The sequence below is a fragment of the Stenotrophomonas sp. CFBP 13724 genome, from assembly GCF_014841975.1.
Lineage (GTDB): Bacteria > Pseudomonadota > Gammaproteobacteria > Xanthomonadales > Xanthomonadaceae > Stenotrophomonas > Stenotrophomonas lacuserhaii.
The window spans coordinates 94,256-111,765 of record NZ_JACYUW010000003.1 but is presented as its reverse complement, the minus strand read 5'-3'; the positions used below and the strand labels follow the sequence as shown (position 1 = coordinate 111,765).

The following is a 17,510-nucleotide window of genomic DNA, read 5'->3' as shown; positions in this document are numbered from 1 at the left end:
GAGATGCAGGACCGGTTGGACCTCTCCTTTCTTCAATATTCCTGGGACAGTCAGTGCCCGATCAGATGATCGCCGGCCAGCCGTACGCTGTCAGCCTTACGTTTCGCAACGCAGGGACGATGGCGTGGAATTCATCGCGCAGTTTCAACCTCGGATCGCAATCACCGACGAGCAACACCCGCTGGGGGATGAGCCGGGTAGGAGTGACGGGGAATACCGAATTCTCCCAGGACCATACTTTTAACTTCACTGTGACCGCACCGTCGCAAGCTGGGGTTTACGATTTCCAATGGCAGATGGTGCTTGACGGTGTGCAATGGCTTGGGAAGCAATCAACCCTGAAGCGCGTAAACGTCGTTGCATCTACAATCAAGGGAAACATTGACAGCGTAACCGGAACACACATCAATGGTTGGGCGTGCTCGCGCTATATCGAGGCCCCTATCGACGTGCATTTCTACGTAGGTGGCGCTGCCGGTCAAGGCACCGGTGTCAGCAGTACCCGCGCTGATCAGCCCGGTGAAGCCGCCATCGCAGCCGAGTGCGGCACGCAGGGCAGTGCGCACCGATTCCAGATACCGCTGCCGCCACACGTGGTGATCAACAACTCGTACAGCCTGATCTACGTTCACGGCATATCACCGGTTGGTGCGGCCAACCTGCTCATCGGCAATTCCGGCACATACCGCGTCCCATACAACAAGTTGCCGTCCGTCAGCATGGCCGCGCCCAACGAGGGCGCCGTTGTGGGGGAGGGCAATCCGATTGTGCTGAAGGCAACGGCGTCGGATCCCGATGACGGGGTCGCCCAGGTTACCTTCTGGGGCGATGGCCAGCAGTTGGGATCCACCTCGCCGCCAAGTCACACCTATAACTGGTACACCACACCGGGCAACCATAGTGTCCGCGCGTATGTCAGTGATACCCGAGGCGAAGGTGTCTTTAGCGCAACCAGGAACGTCCACGTGTCACGCGTCATCGGCGCCATTACCAGTGTGACCAGTGGCGTAATACGTGGGTGGGCATGCTCAACGCGCGCTGCAACTCCGGTTAATATCCATCTTTATGTTGGCGGACAAGCCGGCGTTGGAACGTACGTCGCAGAGGCCGCAGCCAATATAACCAGTAGTGATGAGGTCAATGCACGTTGCGGCGCCGGGACCAAGCACAATTTCAGCATGACGCCCTCATCCGCGGTACTGACCGAGCACGCTGGAAAGTCGATCCATATACATGGCATATCGCGATTTGGCAGCGGAAACCACGTGCTGGAGGGATCAGGTAGCTTCATCCTGAAGTGGAACCAGCCGCCAACTGCCCGGATTACGTCCCCGAGCGCTGGAGCGATCCTGCCCCAGCCAGGCAATGTACTTTTCACTGCTGATGCGGCCGATCCGGACGGTACCCTGTCCCAGGTCCAGCTGCTGCTGAATGGAGCCGCGGTCGCAACGCTGACGTCACCCCCGTACCAGTACCAGCTAACCGACCTCCCTGTCGGCACGCACACCCTGCGCGCAACCGCCAAAGATGGCCGCAGCTCGACGGGCAGCCACCAGATCACCATCAAGGTTGAGCAGGGGCAGGCACCCAGCACTGTCGCGCGGCAGTACGTGTACGACCCGCAGCAACAGCTGTGCAAGGTCATCGAGCCGGAAACGGGGTCGACGGTCATGGACTACGATGCCGGCGGAAACCTCATCTGGTCTGCGGCGGGCTTGAACCTCCCCAGTGCGACCAGCTGCGACCGTGAAGCTGCGCGGACATCCGGACGTCGCGTGGATCGCACGTACGACGCCCGCAATCGTCTTTTGACGCTCACATTCCCCGACGGCAACGGCAACCAGCAGTGGCAGTACACGCCCGATGGTCTGCCCGCGCAGGTGACAACGTCGAACGAGGGTGGGGCCAGTACGGTCGTCAATACCTACACGTACAACAAGCGCCGGTTGCTGATCGGCGAGACGGTGAGCGTCAACGGAGGCGCTCCCGTGGCCGTGGGCTACAGCTACGACGCCAACGGCAGCATGGCCGGTCAGGTGCGTCCGAGCGGGCTGTCCTTGCAGTACCAGCCCAATGCGTTGGGACAGCCAACACAGGTGCGTGATACGAGCGGTCAGGTATATGCGCAGAACATCATCTGGCATCCAGGCGGCTCACTGGCGCGGCTGCAGTACGGCAATGGCGTGCAGCACCAGACGGTACTCAATGCGCGGCAGCTCCCTGCTCAATTGCGGGATAGCGGTGCGCTGGCACTGAACTATGCGTACGACGCGAACGGAAACGTCACTGCGATCCTTGACCAGCAGCAGGGTACGTCCAAGGACGTACGCATGCAGTACGACGGGCACAATCGGTTGGTTCAAGCCAGCTCTGCCGGCTTTGGGGGTGATGGGCAGTTCCGTTACCGGTACGACGTACTGGACAATTTGGTCAGCAGCCACCTTGGTGGGGTCAAGGCACACAACTACTGGTATGACGCCAAGAACAGGCTGACCAACGTGCGCGACGACAGCGGAGCGACCACGATTGGCCTCACCTACGACGTGCAGGGCAACCTGGCGAACCGGAACGGCCAGTTGCATACGTTCGATTTTGGTAACCGGCTGCGCGAGGTGCCTGGTATCGAACGCTATCGCTATGACGCGCATGGAAGGCGGGTAACCGCCACCGATGCGAATGGACAACGATTGTTCTCGCTGTATGGGAACGATGGAACGCTGTTGCACGAGCAGCGACGCGATCGCGGCACTATGGATTACATCCACTTGGGCAAGCGGTTGCTGGCTACCCGCAGCAACGGCGTGGTGACCTGGCAGCACAACGACGCGCTGGGTAGCCCGGTAGTGACGACGAACGGCGCTGGCGCGGTGGTGGAGCGGAAGCAGTTCGAGCCGTATGGTGCTTCAGTGGGTGCGGCGACGGATGGCGTGGGGTATACCGGGCATGTGATGGATGCGGGTACCGGGCTGACTTACATGCAGCAGCGGTATATGGATCCGGTGCTTGGTGTGTTTCTGAGTGTTGATCCGGTTACTGCATATGGAAGCCCGGTTGTGCAGTTCAATCGGTACCGCTACGGGAACGGTAATCCATTCAATTTCACGGATCCCGACGGCCGGAAAGGGAAAGCGTGCGGGAAGGACACTAGCTGTCGTCTTTCTCAGGGTGAGAGAGGGGGGTGGGTCGGATCGGGGGAGACTAAAGACCGGTCTAATGCGGAGGCTGCGAGAATTGCGCCCATTGCCACCAGGGAGGCAAACGACGCCATCGCTCCTTTGTCAGGGCAGAAATTTGACACGGCGGCCATAGCAGCCCGGAAATGGGCGGATCTAGTAAGACCTGTTGCAAAAAAGCATAATGCAGAGATTGCATCTAGATTGTTTTATAGTGGAAGGAAAATCGTACTCGGTACCGCGGTAAGTGATGGCTATATCCATGGAGTGAATCCGGAAAATTCTTCCCGCTCGTCATTGTTGCTTGTTGCGGGATTTGTTCATACTCATCCCGGAAACAATCTTTTCAGTAAATATGATTTGAGTTACGTCTTGAAAAAATATCATGAGACTAATGGTAATTTTCCTGGTGGGGTAGATGTTTCGGCATTTGTTTCTTTGGCGAATGGCCGGGTGTTGCAGTGGAAGACCAGTTCTTATTATGAAACGAACGGGGGATCATATGGCAATGAAAACTTCTATACTGATCATTAGGTCGTTAGCAGCGATCGTTGCTTTCACTGCTGCTACGTCAAGTGCGAGTGACTCTGACCGGCGCGATTATTCATGCTCAGCGGTGCCCGATCGTAAGGGTGGATTACGGGAGGTCTGCAATATTGGCTTCTTCAATCTTTGGCGATCCCCGGAAGATTTTGATGGGAAGTACATCCGGATTTCTGGATTTGTGGTCGATCTTGATGGTCGTCAATACATTCATGCATCCAAGGATATGTATGATTATTCCGGCGGCCGAGGTGGTATTGCCCTATCCGGGTCGGAAGAAGGCTTAAGAGAGGTTCGGCTGCTCGCTGACCAAGGTAAGCCAGTGTCCATAAGCGGGCACTTCTTGTGGGGCACGCGCGGAACATGGCTGGAATCTCTAGGTACGATAGACGTCATCAGTGGAATGTCATGGGTGCAGACCCCGCCTGATCAACCACCCCAACTCTGATCCTGGCGTCACTCAGCTTTCTGTCCATCGCCGCTTCATCGTCATCGTCGCTCGCCGACGCTCACACGAAGTTCCACACCCAGCGCGCGCATCGCGCCGATGACGGTGCTGAAGTTGAGGGGGCGCTTGCCGGACAGTTGCCGGTACAACACGTCTGCCGGTACGCCGCAGGCACGCGCCATGCTTCGCAGGGCATGGCGGTCAGCCAAGTAGTACAGGGCTTCGGCAAACACGTGGGGGTCACCGCCGACTTCCACGATGCATGCATCCAGGTAGGCCGCAATATCAGCGGGATCAAGCGGGCGTTGCGTCGGGTCGTCGGTCTGCGCGGACAGTACGCGCGTTGCGCTCCTCATCGTTTGTCTCCCAGGGGACGCCAGCCGCCCAAACGGCGCGCGGGAGTGCGCTGCAGTGCCACGTAGCCCGGCGTCTCCTCCGTGCTGGCAACCCGCACTGGATGGTTGAGAGGAGCATGCAGGCAAGGCCTGCAGTGGTGAGTCGAGTGCATGGCACAACCTCGCGTCGCGGTTGGCCACCCGAGCCGAGGCAGGGGTGGCGGACGATGCGGGTTGGCATACCGGCGCCTATTGCTGAATAACCGGCGGATACAGGGAATCCCCGCGCATCGCCCGCCGTATGACCGGCAAGGCAGTGCATTCTCCGCCGGGCCCAAAGGGCAGCGACAGAGGTATCAGCAACAGGCAGTCAGGATGCCAATCCCGGCGGGCACATGTGGATGCCCGCGTCATCATCCTGCGCAGTCAGTCCGGCAGGCGTCCATGAGGAAATCTTTGTTCTGATGCGGACGGTTGGCATGCGCCACTGCGTAGCGCTAGCGCTCAGCGGCAGGCGAGTGAGCTGAGCAAGAGAGAAGGGCGCAGAGTCCGTCCAGACGCCCCAGTGAAGGGACAGAAATGAAAGCAGGTTGGTCGTGGTTGCTGTGGGGCGTCTACCTCGCAGGTTGCACAGACCGAGAGCCCGCTGCGAAGGCAGTGGCCAGGGATATCTGTGCCGATAGGACGACGGTCGCCTCTTCGTCCTGCCACGTCTCGCCAACGCTGTTGCTGATGGACGCTGGGCAACTGGAGCAGCGCGATATCGCGGTCACGCTGTACTACCCCGGTTTTGGATCCAACATCTTCTACGCCGGTCGGGAGGCCGCGGAGGCGCAGGACCTGGCTTCCGGTTTCCTGGTCGAGTGGCCGCAGGTGGACGCGAAGCTGCGTGATGCGGATGGGACCGTGCGGCGGGGTATTACCGGCTGCATGCGCGCTTCAGTCGGATCCCGCCGCTTGAGATTGGCGAGTGTGTGGTGCCGCCGGTGGTTGTTGCGGGGCGCTTGCGGGGGGTTACGCAGTTGACGCCCGTGCGCACGGTTTCCGAGATCCGGGAGGATTGTTCGAGGACGCCGGGTTGCACGATGGAATATGGCGAGGGGGTTTATCCGTTGCCCAGGTTGGATGTTGGGGGTGGTGGAGGGGAGGCCGGCGGCTGACGGGGTTGACGGCCAGCGGCCGTCACTACCGGTTCCAGTGAGCGCTGTGACGACCAACGGTCGACACCCACCAGGAGTGCGGTCGTCACCCACCAGGAGCGCGGACGCATGACGGCCAGCGGCCGTCACTACCGGTCAGCGTTCGGAGTGGCCGCTCTGGTCGTACTCGCGGGGCGAGAACAGTTCGGGTTGGATCATTTCGACGAAGGCGCGGGCCTGCGGGGACAGGGCTTTGCCGCGGCGTACGATCACCCCGTAGCTGCGCTCCGGGAACCACTCGCGCATGGAGCGCGCCACCAGCTTGCCGGGGTCGGCATCGTTGAGGCACAGCGCCGGCACGATGGAGATGCCCATGCCCATCGCCACGTACTGCTTGATCACTTCCCAGCCACCCACTTCCAGCGCCACGGTGTAGGGCAGGCGGTGGCGCTGGAATACCTGGTCCACCAGCCGGTAGGTGATCTGACGCTTGGGCGGCAGCACCAGCGGGTGCCTGGAGATCGCCTCCAGGCTCAGCGTGCCGCGCGCCAGCGGGTGATCGTGCGGGGTGATCAGCATCTGCTCGAAGCGGTAGGCCGGGGCGTAGCTCAGGTCGGCCGGCACGTCGGTCATCGATCCCACCGCCAGGTCGGCCGCGTCGTCGCGCAACAGGTCGGTGCCGTCGGCGCTGATGGCGTTGTGCAGGGTCAGCCGCACGTCCGGGTGCAGCTGGCGGAAGCGCTCGATGATGCGCGGCAGCAGGTACAGGATGGTGGAACTGTTGGCCGCGATGTTCAGCTCGCCGGCGTCCATGCCGCTCACCTTGTCGCGGAAGCGTGCCTCCAAGCCGTCCAGGTCCTCCACCAGCGGCTGCGCCATTTCGAACAGCAGTTGGCCCTCGCGGCTGGGGACCAGGCGCCGCCCGCTGCGCTCGAACAGCACCACGCCCAGTTCCCGCTCCAGCGCCTGCAACTGCTGGCTGATGGCCGGCTGGCTGACGAAAAGTGCCTCCGCCGCGCGCGAAACCGAGCCCAATCGCACCGTCTGGCAGAACGCCCGCAACGGCTTTAGCCGATCGGATTTGTAGGAAAAACGGGGACTTGGCGGCGGGCGTGTGGGCATGGTGTAACGAGTATAAGCACAACTTATCCAATGCATTGCAATAACTGCTTTGTCAAATACCTGGGCCGGGAAGCACGGTAGGGTCGTCCCTCGCTGCTGGAGTGTCCCGATGTCCGCCGTTGCTTCCGCCATTCCTTCGCCGTCCGCCAAGCCCACCCCGGGGATCACCCTGACCACCCAGGTGGCCGGCCAGTCCGCGCTGCTGCCGGCCCCGCTGCTGGCCCTGCTGGTGTCCCTGCACCGTGCGGTGGAACCCGGCCGCCAGGCCCGCTTGGCGGCCCGCGTGCAGCGCCAGGCGTTCTTCGACCAGGGCGGGCTGCCGGACTTCCGCGCCGATACCGCGCCGATCCGCGCCGAGGACTGGAAAGTGGCGCCGCTGCCGGCCGCGTTGCTGGACCGCCGCGTGGAGATCACCGGCCCGACCGACCCGAAAATGGTCATCAACGCGCTGAACTCCGGGGCGAAGGTGTTCATGGCCGACTTCGAAGACGCCACCGCGCCGACCTGGCGCAACCTGCTGGCTGGCCAGCAGTCGCTGATCGGTGCGGTGCGTGGCGACCTGCAGTTCACCGCCCCGGCCAGCGGCAGCAAGCCGGCCAAGCACTACACGCTGCGTCCGTACGAAGAACGCGCCGTGCTGATCGTGCGCCCGCGCGGCTGGCACCTGGACGAAAAGCACGTGCTGGTGGATGGCCAGCGCCTGGCCGGCGGACTGTTCGACGCGGCGGTGTTCGCCTACCACAATGCCCGCACGCTGATGGCCAACGACCGTGGCCCGTACTTCTACCTGCCCAAGCTGCAGAGCATGGAAGAGGCGGCGCTGTGGGAAACCGCGCTGTCGCACATCGAAGGCATGCTCGGCCTGCCGCACGGCCAGATCAAGGTCACCGTGCTGATTGAGACGCTGCCGGCGGTGTTCGAGATGGACGAGATCCTGCACGCGCTGCGCGATCGCATCGTCGGCCTGAACTGCGGGCGCTGGGATTACATTTTTTCGTACCTGAAGACCTTCCGCCGGCATGCCGACAAGGTGCTGCCCGAGCGCGGCCAGGTGACCATGACCCAGCCGTTCCTGAAGGCCTATTCGGAACTGCTGATCCAGACCTGCCACCGCCGCGGCGCGCATGCGATGGGCGGCATGGCGGCGCAGATCCCGATCGGCAACGATGCGGCCGCCAACGAACAGGCGATGGCGCGGGTGCGCGCGGACAAGCTGCGCGAAGTGACCGCTGGGCATGACGGCACGTGGGTCGCGCACCCGGCACTGATCCCGGTGGCGATGGCGATCTTCGACGAGCACATGCCCGGTGCGAACCAGCAGCACGTGCTGCGCCAGGACGTGCGCGTGGACCGCGACCAGCTGATCGCACCGCCGCCGGGCAGCATCAGCCGCGCCGGCTTCGAAGGCAACGTGGAAGTCTGCGTGCGCTACCTGGCGGCATGGCTGGATGGCAACGGCTGCGTGCCGATCCACAACCTGATGGAAGACGCGGCCACCGCCGAGATCAGCCGCAGCCAGCTGTGGCAGTGGCTGCATACCCCCGGCCAGCAGCTGGACGACGGCACCGCCATCGATGCCGCGCTGCTGGACAACGCCCTGGCCCAGCTGCCGGCCCGCCTGGGTGACCGCGCCGCACTGCCCGGTGGCGGCCGCGTAGACGAAGCGATCGCCCTGCTGGCCGAGCTGAGCCGCGCCGACGAACTCAACGATTTCCTGACCCTGCCGGCCTACGCACGCATCGACTGACGCCTGCGCCGGCCCGCTCTTCCTTCCTGCTGTAGCAATGACGAACTGGAGATAGACATGAGCACGCTGCCCACTGCCGAACAGATCCAGCACGACTGGGACACCAACCCCCGCTGGCAGGGGATTGAACGCAACTACACCGCTGCCGACGTGGTGCGCCTGCGCGGCACGGTCCACGTGGAGCACTCGCTGGCCCGGCTGGGGGCGGAAAAACTGTGGACCTACCTGCAGGAAAAGGACTTCGTGAATGCGCTGGGGGCGTTGACCGGCAACCAGGCCATGCAGCAGGTGAAGGCCGGCTTGAACGCCATCTACCTGTCCGGCTGGCAGGTCGCCGCCGATGCCAACCTGGCCGGCCAGATGTACCCGGACCAGTCGCTGTACCCGGCCGATTCGGTGCCGGCGGTGGTCAAGCGCATCAACAACACCCTGCTGCGCGCCGACCAGTTGCACCATGCCGAAGGCAAGGACGAGATCGACTTCCTGCAGCCGATCGTGGCCGATGCCGAGGCGGGCTTCGGCGGCGTGCTGAACGCCTTCGAGCTGATGAAGGCGATGATCGAAGCCGGTGCCGCCGGGGTGCACTTCGAAGACCAGCTGGCCTCGGTGAAGAAGTGCGGCCACATGGGCGGCAAGGTGCTGGTGCCGACCCGCGAAGCCATCGAGAAGTTGAACGCGGCCCGGCTGGCGGCCGACGTGCTGGGCGTGCCGACCCTGCTGGTGGCGCGTACCGATGCCGAGGCGGCCGACCTGCTGACCAGCGACATCGATGCCAACGACCAGCCGTTCGCCACCGGCGAGCGCACCACCGAAGGCTTCTACAAGACCCGCAACGGGCTGGACCAGGCGATCAGCCGCGGCCTGGCCTACGCCCCCTACGCCGACCTGGTGTGGTGCGAGACCGGCAAGCCGGACCTGGAGTTCGCGCGCAGGTTCGCCGAGGCCATCCACGCGAAGTTCCCGGGCAAGCTGCTGGCCTACAACTGCTCGCCCAGCTTCAACTGGAAGAAGAACCTGGACGACGCCACCATCGCCAGATTCCAGACCGAGATCGCCAAGTACGGCTACAAGTTCCAGTTCATCACCCTGGCCGGCTTCCACGCGTTGAACTACTCGATGTTCAACCTGGCCCACGGCTACGCGCGCCGCCAGATGAGCGCCTTCGTGGAGCTGCAGGAAGCCGAGTTCGCCGCCGCCGACCGCGGCTTCACGGCGGTCAAGCACCAGCGCGAGGTGGGTACCGGCTACTTCGATGCGGTGACCCAGACGATCCAGCAGGGCCAGTCCTCCACCACCGCCCTGACCGGGTCCACCGAGGAAGAACAGTTCAGCGCCGGCCGCGCGGCCTGATGTGAAGAAGGGAAAGGGACGGCCACACCCCTGGCCGCTCCCACCCGCAGCCCGCGTTCAACCCCCTGATATTCCACGCACGGATGCAGGAAAATGGGACGCAGCGCACAGTTGCAAGCGGTGATATGCTCCGCACCTCAGGATGGGAAGTCTGATCGGCAGGGCAGGGGAATGACTGGCAGGGGTGCGGTCGTAGACGGGGTGGAACGCTCAGGCATTGCCACCACGGCGATGGCTGAGATCGTGCACGCCGTCCTCAGCCCGGAAGAGTTCGACCTGTTCGCCCGCTTCGCCCACCGTCGCACCCTGCGCGCAGGCGATTGCCTGTTCCGTCGCGGCCACCGCGGCAGCAGCATGTTCGTCATCGCCGAAGGCGAGATCGAACTGGATTTCGGCGAAGACCTGGTGCTCAAGCGCCTGGCGGGCAGCGAGTTCTTCGGCGAGCTCGGCCTGCTGATCGGTGACCACCTGCGCAGCGCCGATGCGCGCGCCACCTGCGATACCGATGTGCTGGAACTGGGCCATGTCGATTTCCATCGGTTGGTGGAAACCGAGCCCGGCCTGATCGCCTATTTCCTGCGCCGTACCATCATGCGCGTGGTGGGCAACGAACAGGCGCTGATCAGCCAGCTGCGGCGCCGCAACCATGATCTTGAAACCGCACTGGACAACCTGTACGTGACCACCCACCAGCTCCGCGATACGCGCGAACTGGTGCGGACCGACGAACTGACCGGGCTGCACAACCGGCGCGGACTGGCGCTGTACCTGCAGGAATGCCGGGCGCACGAAGACGGCCCGGCGCAGGGCCTGCTGCTGATCGACTGCGACCGCTTCAAGCAGATCAACGACGAGTTCGGCCACCAGGCCGGCGACCGCGTGCTGCAGAGCGTGGCCAATATCCTGCGTTCGATGGCCGGTACCGAAGACCTGGCCTGCCGGCTGGGCGGCGATGAGTTCTGCCTGCTGCTGCGCCGTGCCAACGCGGAGATCGTGCAGCATGCCGCCGAGTTCGTGCTGACGGCCGTGCATGGCCTGATCGAACGCAGCCACGGCACCCCGCACGTGTGCTTGCTGAGCATCGGCGCCAGCCTGGTGCACCCCACCGCCGACTGGAGCGAGTGGTACGCCGCCGCGGACCGCGCGCTGTACCAGGCCAAGCGGGATGGCGGCGACCGGCTGTGCTGGCCGCACGACGTCGTCGAAACCGGCTGAGCGGAGATTCCCATGAACGGTGGCACGGAAGCGACCTCCCACGTCCCGCAGCTGCGCGCGCTGCTGTTCACCGACCTGTGTGATTCCACCACGCTGGTGGAGCGCATCGGCGATGCCGCCGCTGCCGAACTGTTCCAGCAGCACGACCGGCTGGTACTGGCGATGCAGCAGCGCTGGCGCGGCCAGCAGATCGACCGCTCCGACGGCTTGTTCGTGCTGTTCGAGCGGCCGGTGGATGCGCTGGGCTTCGCGCTGGATTACCAGCAGGCGCTGCGCCAGCTCGGCCAGGCCAACAAGGTGCCACTGCTGGCGCGCGCTGGCCTGCACGTTGGCGAGGTGATCCTGTGGAACAACAGTGCCGAAGCGGTCGCGCTGGGGTCCAAGCCGGTTGAGGTGGAGGGCTTGGCCAAGCCGATGGCCGCGCGCCTGATGCAGCTGGCGCGGCCGGGACAGGTGCTGTTGTCGGCCACCGCCGAATCGATGGTGCGCCGGGTTGCCGACAGCCTGGGGGAGGTCGGCAAGGGGTTGAAGTGGAAGTCGTACGGGCGCTGGCGCTTCAAGGGCGTGGCGCAGCCGATGGACGTGTATGGGGTCGTTTCCGAGGACGTCCCGGCGGTGGGTCGCCCGCGTCCCACGCCCAAGGCGATCCGCGATATCCCGTTCTGGCGCCGGCCGATGGCGATGGCCGCCGAAGCGATGTTCGCGGTGATGCTGGTGCTGGGGGGCTGGCTGCTGCTGCGGCCGCAGCCGGCGATCGCCTTCGCCGAGCGCGACTGGGTGGTGCTGGCCGACGTACGCAATATGACCGGCAACAGCCTGCTGGATGATTCGATGGACCTGGCCCTGCGGGTCAGCCTTGAACAATCCCGCTACGTCAACGTGCTCAGCGACCTGAAGGTGCGTGACACCGAAGCACGCATGCGCCGCAATCCCGATGCTCCGCTGGACAGGAAGGCGGCAGTGGAAGTGGCGATCCGCGAGGGCGCCCGTGCCGTGCTGATTCCTTCCATCGCCGAGGTCAACGGACGCCTGCGCGTGGCGGTGGAAGTGGTGCAACCGCGCGATGGAGTCACGGTGTTCACCGAGTATGCGGACGGACGTGGGCTGGAGTCTGCGCTGCGTTCCACCGATACCGTCGTCGCCTCGTTGCGCACGCGCCTGGGTGAAGCCCTTTCCGACGTGCACAGCAATGCCTTGCCGCTGCCGCAGGTCATCACGCCGAACCTGGATGCACTTCGCGCCTACGCCGAAGGCAGCAACGCACTGGCAGACCGGCGTTACAGTGAGGCACTGCAGTTTTTCGAGCAGGCGCTCAAGCTCGACCCGGAATTCGCCTTCGCCCACGTCGGCAGGATGCGGATCCACATGGCGCGCGGCGAGGTCAACCAGGCCATGGCGTCGTACCGCAGCGCAGTGGCGCTGCGCGAACGGCTGCCCCCGCGCGACGTGTTGTACCTGGAAGCCTGGGGAAAGCAGCTCGACGGTGCACCGATCAGCGAAGTTGCCGCGAAATGGAAGATGCTGACCGATCTGTACCCGGACTACTACGCCGGCTACATGAATCGAGCGCGCGCGCTGTACTCGCTGGGCGACTACACCAATGCCCTGAACGCGGCCCGTCGCCTGCTGGCCACGCAGAATCCGATGCGATCGGTGGCCCATGATTTCGTCGGCCGTATCGAATTGGCGATCGGCCGCCACGACACCGCGCGGCGCCACTTCCGCACCGCCAATACGCTGGCCGGACGTACCGCCAGCACCCGCCTGGGGATCGTGTATGCGGTGGAGGGTGACATGCCCGCCGCGCTGGCCAATATCAAGGACGTGCAGGCCGCCAACATGGGCCAGCAGCTCGAACGCGCTGCGGTGCTGGTGGACGCCAACGATGCGTCCAGTGCGATAGCAGGCCTGCAGACCCTGCGTGATGGCTGCGGCGAAGAGGTCATGTGCACCCTGGTCGACGTGGTGGTGAAGAACCTGCAGGGCATGGGCGGGGTGCAGCACCGCGGGTATCGGCACGACATCCTGAAGCTGCTGCATGAACTGGATGGCGAGGTGGCCGTTCCGGACCAGCAGGAAGTGGCGTTCATCGTGGCCGCAACCGCCTACGTGGCACAGCGAGGCGAGCACTCACTCGGCAACCTGCTGCCGCTCATCAAGCGGCAGATCGCCACGCGCGGCGGTGATCGCTCGGCGCAGATGCTGGTGATCGTCGAAGCAACGCAGGCCCGCCTTGATGGACATCCGGAGCGCGCGCTGGCGATGCTCAAGCCGATGGTCGACGGACGCGAGCTCTACCAGGTGCATGCCGCGTTGCGCGACGCCTATCTTGCGATGGACGATGCCGCCAGCGCGCTGGTCGAACAGAAATGGCTCGCGCGCCATCGTGGCCTGGCCTATGCCGAAGACAACGGCAACTACATCCTGCAGGCACTGAACGTGCGCGACAGTCACGACCCACGCGGACAGCCGGCCCGTGGGCCGGCCGCGCTGGCCGTGGCGGCTCAGCCTTCCAATGCTTCCTGGACCTTGCCGGCTTCGAAGCAGTAAGGCACATCGAACGAGCCGCGCAGGGCGACATGTGCCTGCAGCTGCTGCGATACCGAAGCGAACTCTTCCTTGCTGGCCAGCGCCTGCACCGGATCGCACACCGGTCCGGTGAGGTCGGCGACAACACCGAGGCCAGCAAGTGCCTCGGTCGGGCTTGCCGCGAACGCGGAACGGAACGCGTCATCGCTCTGCAGGCGGTCCAGCAGCGTGGCGGCCTGTGCCGGCGTCAGCGGGGTACGTGCGGGGGGAGTTGCCATGGTCGTCGTCCTGGTTGGGTTGGCTCAAGTAGGCTATAGCGGCATATCCGTGCAGAGGTTTAGCAGAGGATGGCTGCATCGGCGCGATGGGTTGCAGCCTAGAATTGTGCAAGCCTCCTGCTGGACATCTTCATGCGCTTCCGCCGCTGTTCCATCCTCATGATGCAGGTCAAGGAAGACCGTGGACTGGATCTGCAGTCCGTGCTGCAAGGACGCGCCGAGCTGCAGACCTTCCTGGCATGGCAGGCGTTGGCCGGCCATCTGGATGAGCCGGTCACGCTGAGCGAAGAGGAGGTCAGCGCCTTGGGCAGGATTCCACAGGAAGAGTGGAGCGAAGCCGACGCCTACGAGGGTTGCGAGCAGATCCTGCGCGGATTGATCGCCAAAGGCCTGGTGATCAGCGATGAAGAAAACGCCGCCGGCTTCGGCGACGCCGATGCGCGCGTGCGGGCCTTGAACGGGTGGCCGCTGACGGCGCTGGCACATCGCGCGGGGCGCTGGAGGGGCGTGGACAGCGCCCATGAAATGCGCAGCAACAACCTGGTCACCGCGGTGGAACTGCATGGCCGTTACGGCCCGCCCCCGGCGGCGGTCAGCCACCACGAAGGCACGCCCATCCCGCTGCCGGTCGCCGTGGATGAGGACTTCGATGAACTGATGTCGCGCCGGGTCACCTGCCGCAATTTCGATCCGGACCGCGCGCTGCCGCTGCAGACCGCAGCGAGGATACTGAAGCGCACGATCATGGCACACGCGGTGATCCAGCCCGCCCCGGACATGCAGATCCTGAAGAAGAACATTCCCTCCGGCGGGGGCCTGCATCCGCTGGAAACCTATGCGGTGGTACGCAACGTGGAGGGCCTGGAAAATGGCATCCATCACTACGATCCGATCAGCCACTCGCTGCGCCGCCTGGCCGACCAGCCGGCCGACCTTGATGCCCGCGTCCGGCTGATGCTTGCGGGCCAGGACTGGTTCGTCGATGCCGCGTTGCACCTGATCCAGGTGGCGCGTTTTTCCAGGAATTTCTGGAAGTACCGCAGCCACCCCAAGGCGTACCGGGCGATCCTGCTCGATGCCGGCCACCTGTCGCAGCAGCTTGCGATCAGTGCGACCCTCGAGGGGGTCGCCTCCTACGTAACGGCCGCGATCAACGAGTTCGACATCGAGGACACGTTGAAACTGGACGGGATGGCGTCCAGCCCGGTGATGATGTGTGGCATCGGCTGGCGCGCGCAGCAGCTGACCACCACCGAATTCGATCCCGCAGAACGGATCTGGATCAACGGCAAGCAACCCCGATAACGGTAGCGCCGAGCCATGCTCGGCGGCTCTTCGTTCCGTGCCCTGACACCATCCGCCGACCATGGGTATGCCGGTCGTCCTGACCGGCACCCTTCGGGCCGTCGCAGGCGACGTTGGCAGCGGCTCCTGCCGCTGCTTTCGGCGCTACCAGGACCGAAGGTTCCATGGCCCCCATGGACCTGTCCAAGGCGGGGTGGGGTGGGTTGGCGGGGGCGTTGAGCGCCATGGATGGCGCGAAACGAGGCCCGCAGGAGCGGCTTTTGCCGTCCCCCGCCAACCCACCCCGCCCGCCAACCCACGACCTCGCCGCTTCTGACGTAGCGCTAAATAGCCTCGAAATCCACCAGCACCGCGCCGTCGCCTACCTGTTCCCCAGCCTTCGCGCGATACCCGTGCACGGTGCCGTCGGCCGGCGCAGCCAGGGTGTGCTCCATCTTCATCGCCTCCAGCACTACCAGCGGCGTACCGCGGCTGACCTTGCTGCCCGGTTCCACCAGCGTGGCGACGATCCTGCCCGGCATCGGCGCCAGCAGGCTGCCGGCATCCGCCGTGGCCTGCTCGGACTCGCCTACCGGATCATGCACGGTGAAGCGCTGCTGCCCCTGCGGGGTGAAGAGGTACACCTGGCCCGCATCGCGCAGCACGCCCGCACGCCACCGTTGTCCATCCAGCGTCACGTCCAGCTGGCCGTCGGCGAAGCGGCCACTCGCCTGCTGCGCCGGCTCGGCATCGCGCTGCACCCGCCAGCCGCCCGGCTGTGTCCACACCTGCAGCGTGTGCTGGCGCTCGCCCTGCTGCAGCGGCAGCAGGCGCGAGGCTGAAGCGCCGATCCGCCAACCGTCCTGTGCCTGCCACGGTGAGCGCGGATCGCGCGCATCAACCGCTGCGCTCGGCGTAGTCACCGCCGCGGAAACCGCCGCCAGCGTCCACAGCGATGCATCGGCCGCCGCGGGTGCGGCCAGCGCATCCTGCTCGCGTTCGATCAACGCGGTGTCCAGCTTCGCCTGCGAGAACGAACCGGTGCCCACCAGCCGACGCAGGAAGCCGGCATTGGTGGTTACGCCCACCACCTGGCAGTCCGCCAACGCCTGCTGCATGCGCCGCAACGCGGCCTCGCGGTCCACGTCCCAGACGATCAGCTTGGCGATCATCGGATCGTAGAAGGGGGTAATGGTGTCGCCCTGTTCCACGCCCGTATCCACGCGCACGTTCGCGCTTTCCAGCGGCAGGCGCAGGTGGCGCAGCGTGCCGATGGAGGGCAGGAAACCTTTGTCGGCGTCCTCGGCATACAGCCGTGCTTCCAGCGCATGGCCGTGGATGGCCAGCTCGTCCTGGCGCTTGGGCAGCGGCTGGCCGGCGGCCACGCGCAGCTGCCAGGCCACCAGGTCGGTGCCGGTGATGAACTCGGTCACCGGGTGTTCCACCTGCAGCCGGGTGTTCATTTCCATGAAGTAGAAATCGCCCTCCGGCGAGGCGATGAACTCCACTGTGCCGGCGCCCACGTAACCCACCGCGCGCGCGGCATCCACCGCGGCCTTGCCCATCGCAGCGCGACGCTCGGCGGTCATCCCCGGGGCGGGTGCTTCTTCCAGCACCTTCTGGTGGCGGCGCTGCACCGAGCAGTCACGCTCGAACAGGTGCACCACGTTGCCATGGCCATCGCCGAACACCTGGATCTCGATATGGCGCGGCCGCAGCACGTACTTTTCGACCAGCACGTGATCATTGCCGAAGGCCGAACGCGCTTCGCGCTGGCAGCTGGCCAGCGCCTCGATGAAGGCCGCGCTGTCGTCCACCCGGCGCATGCCCTTGCCGCCGCCACCGGCGCTGGCCTTGATCAGCACCGGGTAGCCGATCGCATCGGCCTGTTCGCGCAGGAACTGCGGGTCCTGGTTGTCGCCATGATAGCCCGGGGTCAACGGCACGCCGGCCTGCTGCATCAGCGCCTTGGCCGCACTCTTGTCACCCATCGCGCGAATGGCGCTGGCTGGCGGACCGATGAACACCACGCCGGCAGCCGCGCACGCGTCAGCGAAGGCCGCGTTTTCAGACAGGAACCCGTAGCCGGGATGGATCGCCTGGGCCCCACTGCGGCGGGCCGCCTCCAGGATTACATCGGAACGCAGGTAGCTTTCCGCCGCCGGTGCCGGACCAATCGCGATGGCTTCGTCGGCCAGCCGCACATGACGCGCATTGCGGTCGGCATCGGCGTACACCGCCACCGTGGCGATGCCCAGCCTGCGGCAGGTTGCAATGACGCGGCAGGCGATCTCGCCGCGGTTGGCGATCAGGATCTTGGTGAACATCATGGAAGGCTCGGTCATGG

The 17,510-nt window shown here is 64.8% G+C and carries 11 protein-coding genes; 7 read left to right on the top strand and 4 right to left on the bottom strand.

The genetic code is table 11. The features are described 5' to 3' along the window. The first annotated feature begins 53 nt into the window (after positions 1 to 53). Together IFT63_RS14080 and IFT63_RS14075 are read left to right on the top strand one after the other, a co-directional pair. Positions 54 to 3,707 carry an Ig-like domain-containing protein gene (locus IFT63_RS14080; protein ID WP_192084738.1) on the top strand — a complete coding sequence of 1,218 codons (3,654 nt, stop codon included), beginning with the start codon at positions 54 to 56 and terminating at the stop codon, positions 3,705 to 3,707. Then, positions 3,682 to 4,164: a hypothetical protein gene (locus IFT63_RS14075; RefSeq protein WP_192084736.1), complete on the top strand. Its 483-nt coding sequence runs from the start codon at positions 3,682 to 3,684 to the stop codon at positions 4,162 to 4,164. Before IFT63_RS14080 ends, IFT63_RS14075 begins: the two co-directional genes overlap by 26 nt. 41 nt (positions 4,165 to 4,205) lie before the next feature. Here IFT63_RS14075 and IFT63_RS14070 read toward each other — a convergent pair whose 3' ends face one another. Together IFT63_RS14070 and IFT63_RS14065 are read right to left on the bottom strand one after the other, a co-directional pair. Further along, a complete protein-coding gene (locus IFT63_RS14070; RefSeq protein ID WP_192084734.1) occupies positions 4,206 to 4,520 on the bottom strand; it encodes a transcriptional regulator in 315 nt (104 codons plus the stop codon). A 1,274-nt stretch (positions 4,521 to 5,794) separates the two neighbouring features. Continuing rightward, a complete protein-coding gene (locus IFT63_RS14065; protein ID WP_101098326.1) occupies positions 5,795 to 6,760 on the bottom strand; it encodes a LysR family transcriptional regulator in 966 nt (321 codons plus the stop codon). 109 nt (positions 6,761 to 6,869) lie between these two features. Here IFT63_RS14065 and aceB point away from each other — a divergent pair, with 109 nt between their 5' ends. The 4 genes from aceB (at position 6,870) to IFT63_RS14045 (ending at position 13,622) form a co-directional block, all read left to right on the top strand. After that, entirely contained in the window at positions 6,870 to 8,507 is a 1,638-nt protein-coding gene (gene aceB, locus IFT63_RS14060) for a malate synthase A (RefSeq protein WP_042612294.1), read from the top strand. Positions 8,508 to 8,564: 57 nt separating this feature from the next. Beyond that, a complete protein-coding gene (aceA, locus tag IFT63_RS14055) occupies positions 8,565 to 9,857 on the top strand; it encodes an isocitrate lyase (protein ID WP_192084732.1) in 1,293 nt (430 codons plus the stop codon). A 171-nt stretch (positions 9,858 to 10,028) separates the two neighbouring features. Beyond that, positions 10,029 to 11,072 carry a GGDEF domain-containing protein gene (locus IFT63_RS14050; RefSeq protein WP_192084730.1) on the top strand — a complete coding sequence of 348 codons (1,044 nt, stop codon included), beginning with the start codon at positions 10,029 to 10,031 and terminating at the stop codon, positions 11,070 to 11,072. Between the two features lie 12 nt (positions 11,073 to 11,084). Continuing rightward, positions 11,085 to 13,622 (top strand): putative peptide modification system cyclase, encoded by a 2,538-nt coding sequence (locus IFT63_RS14045; protein ID WP_192084728.1) that lies wholly within the window; start codon positions 11,085 to 11,087, stop codon positions 13,620 to 13,622. Here the strand turns inward: IFT63_RS14045 and IFT63_RS14040 are convergent. Next, a complete protein-coding gene (locus IFT63_RS14040; RefSeq protein ID WP_042612290.1) occupies positions 13,577 to 13,879 on the bottom strand; it encodes an NHLP-related RiPP peptide in 303 nt (100 codons plus the stop codon). The genes IFT63_RS14045 and IFT63_RS14040 overlap by 46 nt on opposite strands. A 132-nt stretch (positions 13,880 to 14,011) precedes the next feature. Between IFT63_RS14040 and IFT63_RS14035 the strand changes: the two genes are divergently transcribed. Beyond that, complete coding sequence (locus IFT63_RS14035) at positions 14,012 to 15,184, top strand: putative peptide maturation dehydrogenase (protein WP_192084726.1); 1,173 nt, start codon at positions 14,012 to 14,014, stop codon at positions 15,182 to 15,184. Between the two features lie 323 nt (positions 15,185 to 15,507). Here IFT63_RS14035 and IFT63_RS14030 read toward each other — a convergent pair whose 3' ends face one another. Continuing rightward, entirely contained in the window at positions 15,508 to 17,490 is a 1,983-nt protein-coding gene (locus IFT63_RS14030; RefSeq protein WP_192084953.1) for an acetyl/propionyl/methylcrotonyl-CoA carboxylase subunit alpha, read from the bottom strand. Between the last annotated feature and the right edge of the window lie 20 nt (positions 17,491 to 17,510).